A 22,379-nucleotide genomic window follows, 5' to 3' on the forward strand; every position below is an offset into this window, starting at 1 on the left:
ATCGTAAATTCAAGGGTTTAAGACCCCTACATTTATATGTAGCGCAAAGTTGGAGCCACTCCGCCTCCGATCAGTTTCAGTCGTGGTTTAAATCCCCGTCTGATATCGTGTCCGGTTAAAGACTTATCATTAAGACCGCAGAGGAGCAGAGGGGCTCCAGGTGCAGAGGAGAGGGGTTTTTGGGCTTTCTGCATAGATTCAGGAATTATAACTAATTAGCCGGACATGATATGAAATGTCTAAAATGTTTGAATTTTGAATGCGTGAATTTTGAATTGTTAATTTCTAGAAGTCCCTTAGAAAACTCAGTTCATCCATTTTTGAACTCGATTCATCCACCTTTGATACTCATTAATGAGTCTTTGAACTACGTTTATCCACCTTTGATACTCGTCAACGAGTCTTTGATACTCGTGAAAGGAGCTACGAAATCCACTTGCTTCCTCACTCCCTCTGATCTGGAATCACCAATCTATCGGCAAACCCAACTGGTCTAAAGTAGCACCATCCTGCAAAAGTGGTTGAATATCGCTGTCTATTTGAATACGACCACCAGATAGCACCAAAGCGCGTTGAGTAACTCTGCCTAACCAATGTAGATCATGGGAGGCAATTAATATTACCTGCACGGGTAACTTTAATAATACTTGCGCCAAATGACGCCGCCATGCTGGATCGAGACCGTTAGTTGGCTCATCCAAAATTAGAATTGTTGGTTCTAAGGCTAAAATCGAAGCTAGGGCAGCTAGGCGTCTTTGTCCACCAGAAAGCTCGTGGGCGGAACGATTGGCATAGGCTTCTAGACCAAAATCAGCTAATAACTGTCGGGCGCGATCGCTAGCCTCTGCTCGTGACATTCCATAGTTACGTGGCCCAAAGGTAATATCTTCCAAGATGGTCGGCATAAATAGTTGGTCGTTGGCATCTTGGAAGCTAAAGCCAATTTGACGACGCACTTGGGGTAAAGTTTGCGGTTCTACGGGAATGCCATTAATAGTAATTTTTCCTGTTTGCGGTTGTTTTAAGCCGATTAAGTTCTCCAACAAGGTGCTTTTTCCAGAACCAGTTGCTCCCATCAATGCCACGCGATCGCCTTTCTTCAAGCTAAAAGATATTTCCTGTAATACTGGCTCTTGGTGGGAATATGCATACACCAGGTTCTTAACCTCGACTACAGCTGCATGGGGATTATCGGTTGATAATTGGGGATTAGAAGTTAATGATTTCAAAATTTACAAACTCAATATTTAAGTAGTCGTGATCAACTGCGTAACGGAGTTGGGAGTGGGTTAAATTTTGTAAGAAGTTAGGGTTACACTAGCAGCGATCGCCCAAGCTAGTAATAGGGCAAAACGTTCTTTTGGTCTGAGGGTAGAATCTATGGGTAATTGTCCGTTGTAACCACGAGCTACCATTGCTGCATAGACTCGCTCTGCTCTATCTAGACTACGGAGATACAAAGCTCCAATCATGGCAGCACTGGCATAGCGCAACCATCCCGTAGTTCCATTCAGACCACGTAGTTGGGCGCTGCGCTGCATCCGCGTCACTTCTGAGAGCAAAATTTCCATATATTGCCCAGCTAATAACAAGTTTTCCTTTAAAGGTGCTGGTACTGGTAATGTTTTGAGGGCAATGCCGAAACTGTGGGGGGGTAAGGTTAATAAAAAACTATTCATCGTCACCAGACAAACCAGCGAACGAACTAGCAAAAAACTGGCTCGTTCCCATCCTAAGGGTAATGCTAGCAATGACAAAAAAATTAATTCTGTACCGAGTAATCCTCCCAATTGGCGAATTGGTACGCGTAAGAAGCAAGCCCATAAAAGTGCGATCGCGCCATATATACTTAGTCCATACCAGGCATGATGCTTTAATAAAGCTGCTCCCACCACAATCACTAGAGACAGTTGCAAGCGTAGCGGTAAGGAAAGTTTAAGCATTCTTCGGTTTCACTACCTTGGCAATTCCAAAGGCAACAGCAAAGCAAACCGCAGCTCCCACTAGTCCAGCAATACTAGTGCCAATTTGCCCCAAACCCTCAATTCCATAGTCAGCTAAGGGAGTTGGCACAATTATCCGTACTTGACTTGCTAAATTGAGGAAGCCAGTATTTTCAGCAACTTTCTCCAAACCATCAGGCCATGCTGAGGCAAAGAGTGACAGCACTCCCGCAATCAAAAAAATAGTGACAATGGGCACTGACCAGCCGCGAAACTCCTGCTGTTCGCCTGGTAACAAATCTGGTCTGGCTCTGGCTAGATAAGTCAGCACACCCCCGGTAATCAGTCCTTCGCCAATGCCAATCAAAATATGCACACCAGTCATGGCTGGTAAAACTATCGCTACCGGCGCAGTTCCTGAGAGGGCTAATTCAATAGCACAAACGATCGCAGCTACCACTACACTCACACCAGCTGCAATCCCAGCTGCTAAGGGTAAGCGCCCTTTAGACCCCCCCAACAGCCGTTGCAAGGTTTCGGTTAAAACCCAGCCAACCCAAACCCCAACTACTGCCATGTTAAAAATGTTTGCTCCCAAGGCTGTAATGCCACCATCAGCAAATAGCACGGCTTGAATAATCAAAACTGTGGCCAGACACAACGTTCCTGCCCAAGGACTGCCCAAAACGATCGCAGCTAAGGTTCCCCCTAACAAGTGACCACTAGTACCTCCTGCTACTGGAAAATTGATCATCTGGGCGGCAAAAATGAAGGCGGTGGTTAGTCCCAATATCGGGGCACGACGAATACCAAAAGCCTCTTGCGATCGCCCGAAGGCAACAAACAGCGCTGCCGCACTCGCTAAACCGGTAGCCCCTGCCACCGGAATAGAAACAAATCCATCAGGAATATGCATGATCTACCCTGTATTCTTAGAGGTTCATTTACTCAAAACAAGCAATAAAACTACGCCATCAATATTAATAACAAACAAAACTTTTCTGTTTTTTGCAATGCCCTATTGGGGGATTTTATTGTGTTACTTTTGACATATTTACAATACAATGTTTACTCAATATTATACTTATTTAATAACTTATTAATTTTTGTTAAGCTTATTTTTTATTTTACCAAACGTTGACAAATCTGACAAAATGGGGCTGTACAGATATAGTCTCATTTGGTTCATGAAATTACTGTTAAATATAAGTAATAGCGAAATAGTAACTGCTTCTTACCTTATGGAGTAGTTCGTTTTTTCAAAAATCAAATAGTAATCTATAGCTGCTCTTAACAGTTTAGAAATATAAGTATTTCTAAAAAAATATTTGAATTTTTCTTTGTTTTGTAGTGTTTAATTAATTCAAGATTTATGGCATCAACAATTAAATTTTTACGGGTATAACAAGCTTATGTAATCAGCATTAGCACTTTATTCTTACCTTTTTGTAACAAGAATAATATATAAATATTACCAAAATTTTCGATACTCCATATTAAATTAATGATTCCCATAGTATTAAAAATTCATCAAGATATGCTTAATTGACTGTATATTTGCTGACTTAGTTTAATTAAAACTACAGGATATTTCTACAAAATTACGTAACTTTTCGTATAATATCATAAAAACAAAGAGTGAAATGTAAAATTTAGATGATATATGGGAAAATACTGAGAATCAAAGTGCGGAAATTACTAAAGTTTCAGGGCATCTAACTGTAACAAAAGTATTCCTCAAGTTTTGAGTAACTAGGTTCAGTTAATAAAGTCAGCAGATGTTTGCCTCTATTTTCCACAGATTTTACACACCCTCGTTCTGCAATTTGGAATATGAAAACAAACTCATCCAACTCGCTGTTAGCAGTATCAACTGGCCCACTAAAGATTTCAGAGTTGCCTCCCAACTCCGTGGGTACAGGTGATGAATCTATTCATCTTTCTCTAGTAATTCCTACTTATAAAGAGCGTGAAAACATCAAGAATGTAGTCAACGTATTGAGTCAATTACTGGATGAATCTATTGCAGGAAACTATGAACTAATAGTGGTAGATGATGATAGCCCAGACCGAACCTGGGAGATAGCACAATCTTTGACGACAGAATACCCCCAGTTGCGGGTGATGCGACGCCAACAGGAACGGGGGCTGTCTTCAGCGGTGATTCGTGGGTGGCAAGCAGCTACAGGGAGTGTCTTGGGGGTGATTGATGGAGATTTACAGCATCCACCAGAGATACTAATACAACTGTTGCGTAGTATTGAGCAAGGAGCAGATTTGGCAGTAGCTAGCCGTCATATAGAAGGAGGCGGTGTTAGTAGCTGGAGTGTTGTTAGGCGTTTCTTGTCTCGTGGCGCTCAGTTGTTAGGCTTGGTGATCTTACCGGGGGTATTGGGCAGAGTTTCTGACCCGATGAGTGGTTATTTTATGGTGCGCCGGAGTGCGATCGCAGGTGCAACACTTAATCCAGTCGGATACAAAATTCTCCTAGAAGTAATCGGGCGAGGAAAAGTAGACCAAGTTGCCGAGGTTGGGTATGTGTTTTGCGAACGCAAAGAGGGCGAGAGTAAGGTGACATGGAAGCAATATATAGATTACATCCACCACTTGGTACGGTTACGGCTTTCCACAGGGAAAGTAGGACGATTGAGTAGAAAAGTCAAATTCCCCATCGGTCGATTTGTCCGTTTTGGGTTTGTTGGCTTTAGTGGTGTGTTTGTGGATTTAACGGTGTTTCACTTGCTGCGTACTGTAATTCATTTAGGTTTAACTCGCAGTACAATTCTTTCGGCCGGAGTGGCAATCGTAAATAATTTCCTATGGAATGATGTATGGACTTTTAGTGATATTTCTCAGGGGCAACGTGCTTTGCATCAACGTTTCAAGCGATTCTTAAAGTTCAGTGCGGTCTGTTTGGCAGGAGTTATATTACAAGCTCTAATAATTAATTTTCTCTATAATGTCTTGGAAATAAATCAGTATTTAGCTAAGTTGATAGCGATCGCAGTTGCTACCATCTGGAATTTCTGGGTTAACTTGAAACTTAGCTGGCGCGTCACAGACGTGAAATAATCACAACGAGGGATTTGAGATTTAGATTTTTATTTTTAGATTTTAGAACGAACTTAAATCTCAAACGTCAAATCTACAAATCCATTCTTGTGAGGCCCGGCAATGAGAGTTCTTTTCCAAGGTGCATTTTATTTTTACAAACAAATTATCTCGTTGCTACCTCTATCAGCTACCCATTTCCTGCCTCTGGCAGATAAAAACTCCAACTCACAACGCAAGCATTGGCATAATTGGCAGACTCGCCTTCCTCCTTCCTGGGTTCATCTCTTGCCGATCTTAATCTGGTTGATTGTCGGCATCAGCTTGCGCCTAGTCAACTTGACTGCAAAGCCTCCTTGGACTGATGAGTTTGCCACCTTGGTGTTTAGCTTGGGAAATACTTTTTTATCAGTACCCCTAGATCGAGCGATCGCACCTGATATTCTATTACAACCACTGCAACCAAACCCAGCGGCGACTATTGGTGATGTCATTCACAACTTAGCTACACAAGATAGTCATCCACCACTGTATTTTGTGCTGGCTTACCTGTGGATGAAATTATTTCCTAGCGGCGGAGGATTAGTATCGCTGTTTGGTGCGCGATCGCTACCAGCTATATTCGGTGCTGCCTCCATTCCGTGTGTTTACGTATTAGGCAGGGTAGCGTTTCGTTCGCGATTAGTGGGACACTTGACTGCTGCCATGATGGCAGTATCACCCTACGGCGTATTTTTAGCACAAGAAGCGCGTCATTACACTTTGGCAGTCTTATGGGTAATTGGTTCCTTCACCTGCTTAGTAATTGCCACACGTCATATTCAAAACCGCACACCTTTACCTATATGGGTAGCACTTTTATGGGTAGGAATTAATGCTTTAGGTATTGCTACTCATTATTTCTTCACCCTGACTCTTTGCACAGAAGTCATAGTTTTGATTTTTCTTGCTTGGCTTCAATTGCAAACTAGCAGCAAATTTTCTCTTTTCTTCTCTCCTCTCTGGCAACGTATTTATGCCGTTGTTATAGGTACTTGTGTAGCGGGTTTAATTTGGATACCAACCTTGTTAGAGAATAAAAATCGTGATAATTTAACCGAGTGGATTCGAGTTTCGCGTGTTGGACTAGATTGGTTCAGCCCAATTTTTCAAGCTTTAGGAACATTGATTGCAATGATTTCCTTATTACCAGTTGAATCTTCTCAAGCTTTGGTTGTGATTCCTTCTGGATTGGTGATGTTGACTTTCTTTATTTGGGCAGTACCAATTTTGTTGCGTGGAATTAAAATTCAATTACAGCACCGAGAAAGCCGGATGATGATTCAGGTGCTTGCTGGAGTAGTTATCAGTGCGATCGCTTTATTCTTTATATTTACGTACTTTTTGGGTATTGACCTCACCAGGGGTGCTAGATATAACTTTGTTTACTTTCCCGCGATCGTTGTTTTACTAGGTGCAAGTCTTGCAGTTTGTTGGCATCCTCCCCAGGAATGGATGGAAACAGAGCCAGCGAAAAATGGGATAACAAGCATAGGTAAATGGGGAATAAACGGGAAAAAAGCCGTAATATTAATTTGGTTAATGGCATTTTTCAGTGCTGTTACAGTAATTTGCAATCTCGGCTATCAAAAATATTATCGTCCTGACCTGTTTGTGCAACTAATTCAACAAAGATCTGCGACACCAGTACTGATTGCCACCACCCACAAAACTTATGTACACACTGGGGAAATGATGGGAGTTGCGAGGGAGATTAAACTTGCAAATTCACTCCAAAATTCTCTGTTTCTCCTTGCTCATCAAGATCGAGATCCGAATGCTTCCACCATTTCTCTAAAAAATACTTTAAAGAAATTACCACGACCTTTTGACCTGTGGCTGGTAAACTTTCACGCACCCGTAGCAGAAACCGCGAACACATGTGTTATGTCTGATACTCAATCTTTGCCAAGCATAGATGGCTACGAATATGAACTTTATCATTGTCAATAAGCTGGGGAGTGGGGAGCAGGGAGCAGGGGGAGATGAGGGGGACAAGGAGGACAAGGGGACAAAAGTTAGAACTTGCAACAAGTCTTTCCCTTCTCCTTGTCCCCAATTCTCCTTGTCCCCAAGTCCTCTTCCCAATGCCCTGCAAAAGCCTTGTACAAAACTTTTGACTTTTGACTTTTAACTTTTGACTTCCGCCTTGCGGTAATGCATCTTGTGGAAGTTCCTCAAATATCAATATCCATAGCAGACTAGAGAAAGAAAAACAAAATATATCTGACACTTTTCAAGTAGCGAAAGCTATAACTAGTTATAAGGAGGATTTATGCGTGCAGTATTGATGGCAGGGGGTTCGGGAACGCGGCTTCGCCCGTTAACTTGCGATCTGCCGAAACCGATGGTGCCGATTTTAAATCGACCAATTGCCGAACATATTATCAATCTTCTCAAACGACATCAAATTACAGAAGTTATTGCAACATTGCATTATTTACCTGATGTCTTGCGAGACTACTTTCAAGATGGCAGCGATTTTGGTGTCCAGATGACTTATGCCGTCGAAGAAGATCAGCCTTTGGGTACAGCTGGCTGTGTGAAAAACATTGCCGAACTTCTTGATGAAACTTTTTTAGTTATTAGCGGTGATAGCATAACAGATTTTGACCTGACAGCAGCGATCGCATTTCACAAACAAAAGAAGTCAAAAGCTACTTTGATTTTAACCAGGGTTCCCAATCCGATTGAATTTGGAGTGGTGATTACCGACGAGGAGACACGGATTCGGCGATTTTTAGAAAAACCCTCTAGTAGTGAAATTTTTTCTGATACCGTTAACACTGGTACTTATATTCTCGAACCAGAAGTTTTGGAATATCTGCCAGCAAACGTTGAATGTGACTTTTCTAAAGACTTATTCCCCTTACTACTAACAAAAGATGAGCCAATGTATGGTTACATTGCTCAAGGTTATTGGTGTGATGTTGGTCACTTAGATGCCTATCGCGAGGCTCAGTATGACGCGTTAGATCGAAAAGTGCAACTAGATTATGCCTACAAAGAAGTTTCCCATGAGTTATGGGTAGGCCAAAATACCTACATCGACCATACGGCTGTGATTGAAGCCCCAGCAGTAATTGGTGACAATTGCCGCATTGGTGCAAGAGTACAAATTGAGGCAGGAACCGTAATTGGGGATAATGTCACTATTGGCGCTGATGCTAATCTTAAACGTCCCATAGTGTGGAATGGGGCATTCATTGGCGATGAAGCAGCTCTTTCTGCCTGTGTGATTTCCCGTGGCGCTCGTGTAGACCGCCGCGCTCAAGTATTAGAAGCTGCGGTTGTAGGTTCGCTTTCCACGGTGGGAGAAGAAGCGCAAATTAGCCCTGGTGTGCGTGTTTGGCCCAGTAAAAAGATTGAGTCAGGGGCAATTTTAAACATTAACTTGATTTGGGGGAACACCGCCCAACGCAATTTATTTGGGCAACGTGGTGTCCAAGGATTAGCTAATATCGACATCACCCCAGAATTCGCTGTGAAATTGGGAGCTGCTTACGGTTCTACCTTAAAACCTGGTTCTAAGGTAACGGTTTCCCGTGACCAGCGTAATGTCTCTCGGATGGTGACGCGATCGCTGATTGCTGGTTTAATGTCAGTAGGTGTTGACATTCAAAACCTCGATGCCACAGCTATCCCCATCGCCCGTACTGTTATACCCACAATGTCGGTAGCTGGTGGTATCCACGTCCGGGTACACCCCGACCGCCCTGACTACATTCTGATTGAATTCATGGATGCCAAGGGCATTAATATCTCCAAAGCTCTGGAAAAGAAAATTGAAGGTGCTTATTTTAAGGAAGATATGCGGCGGGCGCTAATTCATGAAATTGGGGATGTGTCTTATCCCAGCCAAGTCATGGATCGCTACTGTACTGCTTTTGAGAAACTGTTGCATGTTCATACACTCCGCAACAGTCGCGCAAAAGTGGTGATTGACTATGTTTATGCGGTGTCGGGGGCAGTTTTACCCCAAATGTTAGATAAATTTGGCGCTGATGCAGTCGTGCTGAATGCCAGTGTCAATAAAACGGCGATGTCAATCACCGATCGCGAAGGATTGCTGACTCAGTTAGGTCATGTTGTGGAGGCATTAAAAGCTAACTTTGGGGTGCAAGTATCCGCGAATGGAGAACAGCTAATTTTAGTTGATGAATCAGGCTACCCAATTCGTGGGGAAATGTTAACAGCACTGATGGTAGACATGATATTAACCGCTAACCCCAGAGGAACAGTAGTTGTACCAGTTCATGCTTCCAGCGCTATCGAACAAGTTGCGCGTCGCCATGATGGCAGAGTGATTCGCACTAAAGCCAACCCTACAGCTTTAATGGAAGCTTGCCAGAAAAACCCGAATGTGGTAATTGGAGGTAGTGGAGAGACTGGTTTTATTTTCCCGCAACTGCATCCGGGATTTGATGCCATGTTCTGCATTGCGAAGATAATTGAGATGTTGACTATCCAAGAGCGATCGCTTGCTGCTGCGCGGTCAGAATTGCCTCGTGTAATTCACAAAACTTATACAGTCCGTTGCCCGTGGACAGCCAAGGGTGCTTTGATGCGTTACTTGGTGGAAACTCATCCAGCCCAAAACCTAGAATTAATTGATGGAGTGAAAATTTGTCAACCCTATGATGACAGTTGGTTGTTAGTTTTACCAGATGCCAGCGAACCACTGGTGCATTTGTATGCAAATAGCAACGATCGCGAATGGGTAGATGAGACTGTGAGAAACTACCGCACCCGTGTCCAGTCGTTTGTGGAAAGACAACAAGAATATCAACCAGCCGAAGTTTAATTTATAATTCGTAATTCGTAATTCGTAATTGAACTCTTTAATTACGAACTACGAATTAGCAATTACAAATTATGTTCTGAGGGTTCCAAATTATCATTGAGAACATTCTGGTAAATTTTTCTCAGCGTAATTGCAATCAAAATAAATTAAAGCTTCCCTAGTAGAGGGGAATGCTCTAGTTATGTTGTATGGGTTACTTTCTGGACTTGCTTCATATAGCCAAACTTTCAAATAGTAATAATTATTATCATCAGTAGACCATAATTCATAACGGTAATTACCTCCTGATCCCTGACTATTTAAATAGTCAGCTAGTACTTTATTTGATGTAGACACAAAGCTTAATACAGTCAAAACCGGAATTACAGCTAGTTTTAGTATTTGGATTAATTTCATAAATGCACAAAAAACTTACTCCCTCTAGCTTCATTTACCGAAGTAATTTTTGAAACCAGTAATTATCAGGAATGTTTTGTGAGGATATCGTAAGGTATTTAGTCTTTCAAGACGCGATAAATCGCGTCTCTACAAGCGTTATCGATATTTTTAGCAGCGATCGCACTATTTCTCAATCAATTTTCTTGATTAAATAGCTGAAAACTGCTGTCAACAAATTATTCTAGAAAACAGTCTGATTCATTCTCCAGAGGTTTGAAAAACTGCCTGCGTTCCTCTGTTTGGGGTGCCGGAAAACACGAATAACTGTTGATTCTCTGGTAAAGCTGAACCTTCACCGAGATAACGATGAAGTCCTACTGCCATATCTCCTGTAGGAGTGAGTTTGAAACTAACTTCTTCAAATTCAGCTTCACGCAAAAGTTTGCGGACAGTATCAGAATGGCAAATATCCTTAGTATCTCCACGAGTCCAAACGATCAAGGAACCTTTTTTACCATACTCAGTGCTGAGTGCTGAGTAATAAAAAGAGTACGGGCTAAACGCCCCGCTTCCGCTAACAGCACTTTCGCACTTGGGTTTTTGCCCCGCCCGACGTTAAGCGGAATCTTGCAATCGGGAGAAGGTTGATACCCCGCATATTGTGGGCGGTCTTTTACCAGTCTTTTGGCATAAGGGGCAATTTCCGTTTGATTTAAACTATCCTCTTGCAGAGTGCATTATTCACTTTTAATATTAAAATACAGTAACTCGATAAAGTTATAGTATTTTACTCGACCAAAAAATGGCGTCACATAACTCCTCCAAGATCGAGTCTTGTACCGCTTTTAGCCCAAACTCTTTTGTTTAGACGTTCATCTCAACTACTTCTATTCGAGTAAGTGCAAGGTTTTTAACCAATTAAGGTACGAGAATTCTTGCTGCCTCGTCTAGTTTTCGGTTTGGTTCCTGAAAGTCTTAACAAAAGTTTACTTAGTTAAATAAAAAAGACTCTCAATAAGTCTGGTAGTATATCTTCAGAGTTATTGAGACTGATACTCATTAAGTGGGTCATGTATTTCAGGTATTTGCAAACTTTCTGAAAAGATAACGCTTTTGACTTGCGTGGCAGTTCAAACACTGGAGTCGATGCCTTGATGGGCAGCGAACGCTGGATTAACCAACCTCTCAGGGCGACTTTTCTGCATAGCACACAACTATTTATTTATCAGGTGTCAATATGTCAAAAAAAATTGGTTTGTTTTACGGTACTCAAACTGGCAACACTGAATCTGATGCTGAAAAAATTCGGGATGAGTTTGGTGGTGATGTTGTAACATTACATCCCATTTACGAGGCGGATACTAGCACTTTTGATGAGTATGACTTGCTGATTATTGGCTCTCCCACTTGGGATATTGGTCAACTTCAGAGCGATTGGGAAGGCTTTTTCTCCGATCTGGATCAAATAGATTTTAGTGGTAAGTTGGTTGCCTATTTTGGTGATGGAGACCAATATGGCTATAGCGATAACTTCCAGGATGCAATTGGAATTCTGGAAGAAAAGATTTCCCAGCGAGGCGGTAAAACTGTTGGCTACTGGCCAACTGAGGGATATGACTTTGAGAATTCTAGAGCCTTGAAAAATGGCAAGTTTGTCGGATTGGCACTTGATGAAGGTAGTCAATCTGAGCTAACAGATGAGCGAATTAAAACTTGGGTTGCTCAGTTGAAGACAGAATTTGGTTTGTAGAGATTTGGGGCGCACGGCTAGCTGTGCGCCTTTATTGAAATTGATAATTTGGAAGTTATAGGTATTTATGTCTGATTCATTTGATGTTTTATGGTTAAGTGCCAGTCCTGTTTTACAGCGTTTTGATAAACCATTACTTGAACATTTATCTAGTTATATAAATGTCGCCCAGTGGGAATACCAGCAAACTAAAGATGAAGCCAGTTGCATAGATCAAGCTGTGGAGTTGCTGTATAAATTTTTAGAATGGCGCGATCGCCCCGTGCATTTAGCAGGACATGGGATGGGTGGTGCGATCGCTTTAACCTTTGCGCGTCGATTTCCTCAAAAAGTGCGATCGCTCACTCTGCTGGCTGTTGCAGCTCAACCTGCAAACAATTGGCAAGCTCACTATTACTTTCAACGACAACTTTTTAGCATCAGCCGTGAGTTAGTTTTAGCAAGTAGCGTTCGCAGTCTTTTTGGAAATCAACCACCTCATACTACTAAGAAGTTAGTAGCTGCCTTAGATAAAGATTTAGAACAATCTCCATCATCACACTCTTTATTTAAGTTGGTTTATTTACCCAAGGGCGGAGTTTCTATGCCAATGATGGTATGTGGTAGCAAGAGCGATCCTGTAGTCAATCCACCTGCATTGCATGACTGGTTGAATTGGTTGAAGCCAGAAGATAAACTCTGGGAATGCCCACAAGGGTATCATTTTTTTCACTACTTCTATCCTCAACAGGTTGGCGAACAGATTTTGAGTTTTTGGCAACACCATCATCCGCATCTACTGGAAGCATCTGCATTATCTTTTAGCATCTCTACAAATTAGTAACTTTGAGAGTGCGATGTCTGACGACAAGCCTTACGGCTACGCAGTTGTGAAATTTGGGGTTTAATGGGGTGCGATCGCCTTTAGTATTGACGCTGCGATCGCTAATCATTTTACCACTCATTATTGATACTTCATCCTCTCAAGCTGGGTGTAATCATTCGGATAGGCGTTCTCGAAAATAAAGACGATATAAATTACAAAGGCATTGAACTTTATTTTCTTTAAATTTAATTAAGCCCAGACTGCGTAATTTAAAACTTTGTGTATAGTCTAATTGCACAGGAATATCACTCTCAATAACTTTTTTCATCGCTGCTTTTAACAATTTATCTTCTTCTAGTAGTGAAAGATAGGGATGTAAAAAGCCTCTAAATAATCCCTCGTCAGTGGGAGCAACTTTCAGAAATTGTTCTAAAGTTAAATTACCTGTGGCAATTTGATAAAGAGCAGTTCTTAATAAATAAGGATGACCATCAATCATTTCCTTTAATTGTCCGATTTCTGTATCTGACCAATTTAATTTATGTCGTTGCACTAATTCTTTTATTTGTGTGACGTTGAATTCTCCGATTTCGATAGGTAAACCTACATTAAAGGGGGATTGATTGACATTTAAAGAAACATATACTTCTTGAGAATGAGCAATTACTAAACGCAATTTTTGCCAGATTTCCTCGTTTTTACCGTTTTCATGCCAAGCTCGGAGTAGAGCAAAAAATTCTTGAGCAATTTCGGGATAAGGAAAAATTTTATCAATATCATCTAAGCCTAATACTAAGGGAACATCAATATTTTTTAATAAATAGTCTTTTAAATAATTAGTGCAGTTAACTTGACTGCTTAAGCGTCTTTTCCAAGATTGATCTATTTTATCTTCTAGTCCTAATTCATAACTCAGAGTTGCACAGAATGCCTGTAAGAAATTATTGAGATCGGTAAGATTTTCTTGACTCCATAAATTAATAGAAACTGTGCGATAACCTTTTTGTTTACTATGCTCAAGAATGCGACTCATTAAAGAAGTTTTACCCATCTTTTGCGGCGCTTTGATGCGGATTAACGCCCCTGGTTGGAGGATGGATTCATAACATTTAATTTCCACCTCTGGACGTTCGATATAAAACAGGGAATTAAGAGGAACTTGACCATCAGTATTTTCAAAAATCACTGAGGAGTTATTCTCTTTTGCTTTTGGTGTTGATTGTTTAACAATGGCTAGATTAATTAGCAATTGTTGCTTAATAAACTGACTCACTCCCTTGTAGACTAAATTCTCTGTTGATTTTGGCTTGGTGATAGAAAGATGGTCATCATCTGTAGCGGTAGGTTGGACATCTTTGATGCCTGGGTTAGCGCTATCTGGGTCTACAACTAAAAAACCTTGAGTGGGCTTTGTTTCAAAATAAACTTTTGTAGTAATTTCCAAAGAATCAACATTTTGCCGATACCACTCGTTAAGTTGACGCAGTTGGGGAATATGTGCTTTCAATTCATTAACACTAACAGAGCTTCGTGCCAAAATACCAATTTTATCGACTAAGTTAGCGAGATGAGAACCAGTGTGAGGAGTGGATAGAAATACAATGCCTTTTGTCTGTTGAATAACTGCTTTTTTTTGAAAGGTCTGAGCATTACGCAGCATTTCTTTAACTAATAATCCACCCATACTATGAGCGATAAAAATTATTGGGTATTTTCCAATATCATAAACTTCTAAATATTCTTGTAAATTACTAGCTCTATCAAAGAGTGGCATTGTTGAACCTCTCCATTCAAAGGGTTCAGCTTTGTAGCCAGAAGACCAAATACCTAAATCTGGTCTTTCTTGTGCGTTCTTCCTTTCCTGCCGAATAGAGAATAAACTGCCAATTTTTTAAATCTGCTTCCCTCCATCTTTGCTGCTGCATTAGATAGTCTAATTCATTCAATAAATGCTTTTTTAAAGATTCAGCATAAACTGGATTTGAGCTATCCATTTTTTTTAGTTGACGATAAAGCAAAGCTACAATATCAGCATTACCATTGTAGAGAATATTTAGGTCTAAGGTAAATAAATCAAGATGAGACTTAAACTGAGATTTAAGACTACTGATAGAATCAAATGCTTTCTTATAATCTGCTAAAGCCTTAGATTTATTTGAGCGTTCCTCTAATTTACCTTTAACGTAGTTAATATAAACTAAAGTAGCTAAATTGTCGGGGGTTTTATCAATTTCATTTTCTATTATTGATAATTTTTCCAGGCTTTTAGTAAAATTTATTTCAGCCTTTTCTAATTCTAAATCTTTTTTATTTGGCTCTTTTTCAGCATCAGCTAGATATTGATACCCTAAAACCAACGAACTATTTAATAAAGCCTCTTTTAGCTGATAATTATTAATTTTCTTCTGCAATACTAAACCTGCAATATTCAAAAACTGATTGGCTTCGTTTGTTTTTCCCTTTTGTTGCAGTTTAGAAGCCACTGCTGATAATTTTCTAATTTTATCAATAGATTGGTTGAGTTCATTTGTATTTCTGTTAGCGGTTTCAAGCCCAATAAATGCACCTATTGCTAGCAAACATGTAAGCCCTAAAGTAATAAATAAAACCACTATTCCAAAACGTATTCTTTTCCTAGCAATTACCAATTGCTTTTCTGCTTTCTGTTTAGCTTTACCTTCAATTTGTCTAGCCCTTTCTGCTGCTTCCTTTTCTTTCCTTTCTCTTTCTAATTCTGCCTGTATTTCTGTTTCTGCTAGTTCTTCTTTTCGCTGTAGTGTCCAACTAGCGGCTAAAAATTCTCCATCTTGAAAACTTAAACTTTTACCTTTTGCCCAATTTTCCGCTTCTACTAAAGTTTGACCCCGCAATAAACGAGACTCATCCTCTTTTTTTGATAATATCCACTGACGATAATTCTCTGCATAAGGACGCAAACTAGCTAAACTTTTCTCAATCCATAAGCTGTCAAAAATGGTTTGATAAATTAGGTTATAAACCTTTAATGTACTCTCTTTTTTAACAACGATTCCCGCTAACTGTAAATCACTCTGTTCAATACTACTATCAATATCTATTCCGCCTGAGTGCCATACTTGCTGATACAAATCTAATAAATATGCTGCTTTCTGTTCATCTCTTTTTAAAATTCTATCCCGAATTGTTCTAAAATGTTCTGGTTCATCTTGAGATTCCCAGTTCTGAATCACTCTATTTCTGACTAAATTCTCTACAAAAGTAGCTTCTTCACCTGGGGAAATTACAATTGCAGATTTACGGACAAATTCACAGACTTTCTGAGTCAAAAATGGCTGTCCTCCAGTCCAGTCTAAAATTGCTTTTAGTACGGCTTCCGGGTTGCTAGTTTGTCCAGAGAATCCGTTGATTAAAGGTAAAGCTTCTGCAAATTCAAATCCGGTTAATTCAATTCCTTTGCCAATATTAAAAGGAGTGCGCTTTTTATCTTGAATTAACTCAGATGGGGTGGCGACTCCCAAAAGCACAAAAGTAATGCGTTGATATTCAGGATTATCAACTCTTTGATTAAAGAAAGCTCGAATTAAAGCAAAAAAATCATCAACCGGAAAATTTAAACTGAGAACACTATCAATTTCATCTATAAAAATAACAATCTGTGTGGAAATTAATTTGAGTAATTTGTCAATAAATTTACCAAAAATCTGCACATCAGAAAAGCGGGAATTTTCTTCCCATAACTCATCTATATCAAACTGCTCACCTAAGTTTAAACTTTCAGAACCAGCAATAGTATCAATAATCCCAGAATACCATTGTTCAGACTTTAGCCCTGATGTCCCAATTGCGGTTAAATCAATAGATACACAAGCAATTCCTTCACCCTGTAACTTTTGCATTGTGCGGACACGCAAACTGGATTTACCCATTTGTCGAGAGTTGAGGACAAAACAAAACTCTCCAGCTTTCACAGCCTGATACAAATCTGCATCAGCCTTACGCGTGACGTAGGTAGGTGCATTTGCAGGAAGACTACCACCAAATTGATATTGATAATCTTGGGGAACAGGCAAATTTATAGTCATACTTTATATGGCTAATAGTTTAAATTATACCTAGAAGTCGTTTTGAAGTACTCCAAAGTCGTTTTGAGGTACTCCAAAGTCGTTTTGAGGTACTCCAAAGTCGTTTTGAAGTACTCCAAAGTCGTTTTGAAGTACTCCAAAGTCGTTTTGAGGTACTTCAAACCTTGTCGCACCGCGATCGAGTACACCGGTAGGATCGACTTTATTCTGTTTTGAGGAAATATGGGAAGCCAATGTGCGTCTACGTTCAAAGAATTCATGGTAAGTCAAGCGATATCTACGACGGGCTACGCCTACGCCACTTTGCTACTTCTAAAAATATCAACTAGGCAATTGGTTTCTTAAGGAAATATCGCCAACTCAGTTTCCGGATCAAAAAAGTGAATTTTCTCTAGAGTTAGAGATAACCAAAGTTGCTCACCAACTTGTACAAATCGGTCTGGTGGTATTCGCACTTGCAAGGATTTGGCTGTAGTCGCAGGTTGAGATCCCGGTTCAGCAATCTTAACAGCGAGAAAGGAATCGTTGCCGAGATTTTCTACCAAATCTACTTGTACTGGTAGGTTTTTAGTGGCAGGCATACTCAAGTTCAAGTGTTCTGGGCGAATGCCTAAAATTAGAGTTTTCCCATCATATTTTTGTAAAGCTTTTCCCCAAACTTCTGGCAGGGTGAAACGCAACTGGGAATGAGTAATCAACTGCGGGGCATGAAATTCTACAGGAATAAAATTCATCGGTGGTGAACCAATGAATTCTGCTACAAAAAGGTTAGCAGGACGGTTGTAAAGTTCTAGGGGAGAAGCAACTTGCTGAATTTTACCCTCAGACATAATTGCAATGCGATCACCCATTGTCATCGCTTCTGTTTGATCGTGGGTGACGTAAATTGTCGTTGTCCCCAATTGGCGCTGCAATTTCACAATTTGGGCGCGGGTTTCCGCCCGCAGTTTGGCATCTAAGTTAGAAAGCGGCTCATCCATTAAGAATACTTGGGGGTCACGTGCGATCGCCCTTCCCAATGCAACCCGTTGTCTTTGTCCCCCAGATAGCTGTTTGGGTAAGCGATTCAGCAATGTTTCGATTTGCAACAGTTGAGCAACACTACGCACCTGTTCATTTACCGCGCGTTCTTTGTCAGAAGTGTAGCGCAGTCCTTTAGGTAACTTTCTGGTCGCCCCCACAAAAAAATTTTCCGCCCACGTCCGAAGATGTGGAGTATTTCCTCCTCTGCTCCTCTGCTCCTCTGCTCCCCTGCTTCCCGTGCGACGTAACCCAAAGGCGATATTGTCATACACCGTCATGTGGGGATAGAGGGCGTAATTTTGAAACACCATTGCGATGTCGCGTTCCTTGGGTGGTAGGTCATTAATCAAGCGATCGCCTACCCAAATATTACCGCCAGTCATCACTTCTAACCCGGCGATTAACCGCAGCAGAGTGCTTTTACCACAACCAGAAGGGCCCACCAGCACCATAAACTCGCCATCTGCGATCGTCAGGTTAATCCGCCGCAAGACATTGACACTTTCCGCACGTGGCGCTACATCAGTTTTTTCCGCAAGTGTGAGAGGAGATTGGGTTTGTGAGCTAGCACTTTCCCCTTTACGTGAGGAAAAGCTTTTATAAACGTTTTCTAAAATAACTTGGGACACAACTGTTAATTATTATCACTGGGCATGGAGCATCGGTCATGGGGCATTGGAAAAAGGACTAATGACTAATGACACTTTAGCGCTCATAATAATACACGTTCAGGGTAAATACGAAAAGTTAAAAAAATAGCTTTAACCATAAAAAGCAAACTATTCTAAATTTTAGGGCTGTCAAAAGGTGTTGTTATGACTACCGATGTACCTAAAAATCTTTCCCAACCAAGTGTTAACCCTGTCCATGACATTGTAGACGTACAAACTACAGATTGTTGCATTGTGGGTGGGGGGCCAGCAGGAGCAGTATTGGCGCTGTTGTTAGCGCGTCAAGGCATTTCTGTGATGCTGCTGGAAGCACACAAAGACTTGGATCGCGATTTTCGTGGCGATACGATTCATCCGTCGGTGATGGAAATTATGGAGGAATTGGGACTTAGCGATCGCTTGCTAGGACTTCCCCATACCAAAATGCGCCAAATTAGTATTCAAACTCCTCAAGATAATGTCACATTCGCAGATTTTAGCCATCTGAAAACCCATTATCCCTACATTACAATGCTTCCCCAGGTGAAATTCCTGGAGTTCATCACCCAAGAAGCAGAAAAATATCCTAATTTCCATCTGGTAATGGGTGCGAATGTGCAGGAATTAATTACAGAAAATGGTGTGATTCAAGGTGTCCGCTATCGAGGAGGCGGTGGTTGGCATGAAATTCGGGCAATACTGACAGTTGGTGCAGACGGTCGCCACTCACGTTTACGCCACCTGGGTGAGTTTGAATCCATCGAAACTTCGCCGCCAATGGATGTCCTCTGGTTTCGCCTACCACGTCAGCCAGAAGACCCTGAAGGGGGAATGGGGCGCTTTGGTCAAGGTAAGCTAATCGCCATGCTTGACCGTGGTGATGAGTGGCAACTTGCCTATGTTATTCCTAAAGGAGGCTATCAACAACTAAGGGCTGCGGGTTTGGAGGAATTGAAAAAATCTTTTGTGGAAGTAGTGCCAGAATTTCAGCAACGCATTCAAAATTTACATGATTGGTCACAAATAGCTTTTCTCTCTGTCGAGTCCAGCCGTGTCAAACGTTGGTATCGTGAAGGTTTGTTACTCATCGGTGATGCAGCTCATATAATGTCCCCCGTTGGTGGAGTTGGCATTAACTACGCGATTCAAGATGCTGTAGTTGCGGCGAATGTACTTAGCAAACCGCTCAAAAACCGAGAAGTACAACTTAGCGATCTAGCAAAAGTACAGCGTCAACGCGAGTTGCCTACACGTATCATTCAGGCGTTTCAAACTTTTATTCAAAAGCGGGTATTGGCCCCGGTTCTCACCTCAAATCGCACCTTTGTACCACCTGCGTTTTTGCGCTTACCTATCTTGCGCGACCTTCCAGCCAGGTTGATCGCCTTGGGTGTTTTTCCAGTTCACGTCAAGGCTTAATTTTTGCCAAGAATTTTTTCTATTTAATTAATTAAGTGGTACAATAATACTACTCTATGCAGAATTGAATGCTCAATTTAGTCAAGCGAAGGTGGCGAACAGTATACTCAATGCTGTTCAAAGCGATCGCTTGGCTTTTATGCTAGAAAGGATTAAAAACAGAGAGTGGATGTAGAAAATTTGTTTAAACATTATTAAAAAATACAAAAGATTAAACCTATCTAGATATTAATTGGCACTACATAGAAAAACCCCCTCTTTTTGAATCAGTACTTTTTGCAGTCAGGAGTAATTTTAATGAACAGCTGCGTTTTAATGGCAGAAATTATTAACGAACCGCAACTCCGCTATACATCCGATAATCTGGGAGTCACGGAAATGCTGGTGCAGTTTCCCAATTCCCAGAAACCAGAAGATCCGCCAGCCACGCTAAAAGTTGTTGGCTGGGGGAATTTAGCGACAGAAATTCAGCAAAACTACCACCAAGGCGATCGTGTCATCTTGGTAGGACGTTTAACTATGAATACTGTTGATCGTCAAGAAGGTTTTAAAGAAAAACGTGCTGAATTGACAGTACAACAAATTCAATCTGTTGGAGGTAGTTTTAATACCGATCCATTGCCATCAGCAACCGTAACTCCATCATTCACTGAAACTGCTCCCCGACAACCATCTTCAGCATCTCGTCCTCCACAGAAAGACGTTACCACTTACGAGTCACCACGTCCAGCGCCTACTCCAGCGACAAATCCTGTTGGCGTTGCTCCCCAAACGAAAACTTACGAACCCGTACCCCAACCCACATATGAGCGAACCACTTATCCAGCAGTGAAAGAGGAAGAACCAGATCCAGATGATATTCCCTTCTAAAGTTGCTAGTTGAGCGTGTATTCAATTTGCTTATATACTTAGCAGAAAGCATTACGATTAGATAATTTCTACAAATAGCCATCCTTTAGGATGTGCTATTTTTTTGTCTGTGTTAATGCTTTGCGCTTTGTAGTGAGACATCGCTTATTTTAGCGGCGAGCCAAGGATAGAGAAAGGTATACTCTTTTTAATCAGCGTTTGTAACACTTCATGGTAAATGACTACACCTGACGAATTAGTTGCCATATTTGACCGTATCCGCGATGGTATTCAAGATGAGAGAGATATTTTACTATTAGGACAATGGCTGAAAAATAGCAATGATTACAATGTCCTACAATTGGGCAAAAACATTATCAATATTGCTGATGGTAAGGATATTCATATTGGCGATCGCACTTACTATAATACAGATGCTGCAAGCATCAAGGCTGTTCTTCGAGAAGTATTAACAGAGCTAATTGATACTATTAATCCCGAAAAATCGCCTCAGCAAAATTCTCAAATTTATCTGATGGCTAATTTTTTACCTCAGACTACCAATGAAAATGCTGTAGTAACCAGCAATTCACTAACGCAACAACTTCCTCCAAACTTACCAGCTATCACAAAGTTCGAGTTTGAAGTCGTAACTATAGATACTCAAGGAATAGAAATAAAGCGTTGCCTTAAACAAGCTGAGTATTTTATAGAGAGTCTAGCAGATAGCGTAATATTAGAAATGGTTTCTATTGCTGGTGGTAAATTCCAAATGGGCGCACCTCTAGATGAATCTGAATCACTTGAGGATGAACGTCCTCAACATCTAGTTACTATAAAACCCTTTTTTATAGGTAAGTATCTCATTACTCAAGCTCAGTGGAGGGTTATTGCAAATCTCCCAAAAATAAAACGTCGTCTTGAACTAGAACCATCTTGTTTTAAAGGAGATAACTTACCCGTAGAAAGAGTTTCTTGGTATGATGCACAAGAGTTTTGTGAGCGACTTTCACGAAAAATAGGAAGAAAATATCGCTTATCTAGCGAAGCTGAATGGGAATATGCTTGTCGTGCTAAAACATCAACTCCATTCCATTTTGGCAAAATAATTAGACCGAATTTAGCTAATTATTGTGGATTAAACGAAAATATTAATAGTACTGCTTGCCAACAAACAACAGAAGTTGGCAGTTTTCCAGCTAATGCGTTTGGAATTTATGATATGCACGGCTTAGTCTGGGAGTGGTGTGCTGACTGTGAACACGAAGACTATCAAGGCGCACCATTAGATGGTAGTTCTTGGCTGAATGATGGAAATTCGGAATATCGAATTTTGCGCGGAGGTTCCTGGAATTCTCCTGCTCATTTATGTCGTTCTGCATCTCGCTTTTCTGAAGATGCAAGTATCACTGATAAAAAATTTGGTTTTCGGGTTGTCTGTTCTTAGATATAAAGTTAGTTAATTATTAATAAATTTTCAGTAGGGTATATTATAGCTTTAGCCTAACGCACCATTTTGTCTGATGGTGCGTTAAGCACTTAATAGAAATATTTTTTATGACAAACTATATCGAAAATCTGAGTTTAACCCACATACAAAAATTTGA

Annotated in this window: 18 protein-coding genes; 8 read left to right on the forward strand and 10 right to left on the reverse strand. The window is 40.8% G+C overall.

Features of this window, described 5'->3' with window-relative positions:
• Positions 1 to 464: 464 nt before the first annotated feature.
• The 3 genes from HWQ58_RS25280 to HWQ58_RS25290 are packed head-to-tail and all read right to left on the reverse strand — an operon-like array spanning position 465 to position 2,859.
• Positions 465 to 1,229 (reverse strand): ABC transporter ATP-binding protein, encoded by a 765-nt coding sequence (locus HWQ58_RS25280; RefSeq protein WP_292868833.1) that lies wholly within the window; start codon positions 1,227 to 1,229, stop codon positions 465 to 467.
• Positions 1,230 to 1,289: 60 nt separating this feature from the next.
• Complete coding sequence (locus HWQ58_RS25285; protein WP_292868836.1) at positions 1,290 to 1,943, reverse strand: energy-coupling factor transporter transmembrane protein EcfT; 654 nt, start codon at positions 1,941 to 1,943, stop codon at positions 1,290 to 1,292.
• Positions 1,936 to 2,859, reverse strand: coding sequence for an energy-coupling factor ABC transporter permease (locus HWQ58_RS25290; RefSeq protein ID WP_292868839.1), 924 nt, complete (start codon positions 2,857 to 2,859; stop codon positions 1,936 to 1,938). Before HWQ58_RS25290 ends, HWQ58_RS25285 begins: the two co-directional genes overlap by 8 nt.
• Before the next feature lie 917 nt (positions 2,860 to 3,776).
• On the opposite strand from HWQ58_RS25290, the gene HWQ58_RS25295 reads away from it, so the two are divergent.
• From HWQ58_RS25295 to HWQ58_RS25305, 3 genes are all read left to right on the forward strand, one after another.
• The gene (locus HWQ58_RS25295; RefSeq protein WP_292868842.1) at positions 3,777 to 5,015 is read left to right on the forward strand and encodes a glycosyltransferase; all 1,239 of its coding nucleotides are present in this window, start codon (positions 3,777 to 3,779) and stop codon (positions 5,013 to 5,015) included.
• Positions 5,016 to 5,117: 102 nt separating this feature from the next.
• Complete coding sequence (locus tag HWQ58_RS25300) at positions 5,118 to 6,986, forward strand: glycosyltransferase (protein WP_292868845.1); 1,869 nt, start codon at positions 5,118 to 5,120, stop codon at positions 6,984 to 6,986.
• A gap of 322 nt (positions 6,987 to 7,308) precedes the next feature.
• Entirely contained in the window at positions 7,309 to 9,837 is a 2,529-nt protein-coding gene (locus HWQ58_RS25305) for a mannose-1-phosphate guanyltransferase (RefSeq protein WP_292868848.1), read from the forward strand.
• 93 nt (positions 9,838 to 9,930) lie between these two features.
• Here the strand turns inward: HWQ58_RS25305 and HWQ58_RS25310 are convergent, their stop codons facing one another.
• On the reverse strand, positions 9,931 to 10,233 hold the full coding sequence (locus tag HWQ58_RS25310) for a hypothetical protein (protein ID WP_292868851.1): 303 nt from the start codon (positions 10,231 to 10,233) through the stop codon (positions 9,931 to 9,933).
• A 240-nt stretch (positions 10,234 to 10,473) separates the two neighbouring features.
• Positions 10,474 to 10,716, reverse strand: coding sequence for a hypothetical protein (locus HWQ58_RS25315; protein WP_292868854.1), 243 nt, complete (start codon positions 10,714 to 10,716; stop codon positions 10,474 to 10,476).
• 736 nt (positions 10,717 to 11,452) lie between these two features.
• Between HWQ58_RS25315 and fldA the strand changes: the two genes are divergently transcribed.
• Complete coding sequence (gene fldA / locus HWQ58_RS25320) at positions 11,453 to 11,965, forward strand: flavodoxin FldA (protein ID WP_292868858.1); 513 nt, start codon at positions 11,453 to 11,455, stop codon at positions 11,963 to 11,965.
• Positions 11,966 to 12,032: 67 nt separating this feature from the next.
• On the forward strand, positions 12,033 to 12,785 hold the full coding sequence (locus HWQ58_RS25325; RefSeq protein WP_292868861.1) for an alpha/beta fold hydrolase: 753 nt from the start codon (positions 12,033 to 12,035) through the stop codon (positions 12,783 to 12,785).
• Here HWQ58_RS25325 and HWQ58_RS25330 read toward each other — a convergent pair.
• The 5 genes from HWQ58_RS25330 to HWQ58_RS25350 form a co-directional block, all read right to left on the reverse strand.
• Positions 12,775 to 12,909 (reverse strand): hypothetical protein, encoded by a 135-nt coding sequence (locus tag HWQ58_RS25330; RefSeq protein ID WP_292868864.1) that lies wholly within the window; start codon positions 12,907 to 12,909, stop codon positions 12,775 to 12,777. The genes HWQ58_RS25325 and HWQ58_RS25330 overlap by 11 nt on opposite strands.
• Positions 12,910 to 12,942: 33 nt before the next feature.
• The gene (locus tag HWQ58_RS25335; protein ID WP_292868867.1) at positions 12,943 to 14,544 is read right to left on the reverse strand and encodes an AAA-like domain-containing protein; all 1,602 of its coding nucleotides are present in this window, start codon (positions 14,542 to 14,544) and stop codon (positions 12,943 to 12,945) included.
• A 25-nt stretch (positions 14,545 to 14,569) separates the two neighbouring features.
• Complete coding sequence (locus tag HWQ58_RS25340) at positions 14,570 to 16,831, reverse strand: AAA-like domain-containing protein (RefSeq protein ID WP_292868870.1); 2,262 nt, start codon at positions 16,829 to 16,831, stop codon at positions 14,570 to 14,572.
• Positions 16,832 to 16,861: 30 nt separating this feature from the next.
• Positions 16,862 to 17,101, reverse strand: coding sequence for a hypothetical protein (locus HWQ58_RS25345; RefSeq protein ID WP_292868873.1), 240 nt, complete (start codon positions 17,099 to 17,101; stop codon positions 16,862 to 16,864).
• Between the two features lie 71 nt (positions 17,102 to 17,172).
• On the reverse strand, positions 17,173 to 18,483 hold the full coding sequence (locus HWQ58_RS25350) for an ABC transporter ATP-binding protein (RefSeq protein ID WP_292868876.1): 1,311 nt from the start codon (positions 18,481 to 18,483) through the stop codon (positions 17,173 to 17,175).
• Between the two features lie 186 nt (positions 18,484 to 18,669).
• Between HWQ58_RS25350 and HWQ58_RS25355 the strand changes: the two genes are divergently transcribed.
• The 3 genes from HWQ58_RS25355 (at position 18,670) to HWQ58_RS25365 (ending at position 22,219) form a co-directional block, all read left to right on the forward strand.
• On the forward strand, positions 18,670 to 19,923 hold the full coding sequence (locus HWQ58_RS25355) for an FAD-dependent oxidoreductase (protein ID WP_292868879.1): 1,254 nt from the start codon (positions 18,670 to 18,672) through the stop codon (positions 19,921 to 19,923).
• Positions 19,924 to 20,220: 297 nt separating this feature from the next.
• Positions 20,221 to 20,793: a single-stranded DNA-binding protein gene (locus HWQ58_RS25360; RefSeq protein WP_292868882.1), complete on the forward strand. Its 573-nt coding sequence runs from the start codon at positions 20,221 to 20,223 to the stop codon at positions 20,791 to 20,793.
• 217 nt (positions 20,794 to 21,010) lie between these two features.
• A complete protein-coding gene (locus HWQ58_RS25365; protein ID WP_292868885.1) occupies positions 21,011 to 22,219 on the forward strand; it encodes an SUMF1/EgtB/PvdO family nonheme iron enzyme in 1,209 nt (402 codons plus the stop codon).
• Positions 22,220 to 22,379: the final 160 nt, after the last annotated feature.

The organism is Nostoc sp. LPT (assembly GCF_017115165.1).
Classification (GTDB): Bacteria; Cyanobacteriota; Cyanobacteriia; order Cyanobacteriales; family Nostocaceae; genus Nostoc.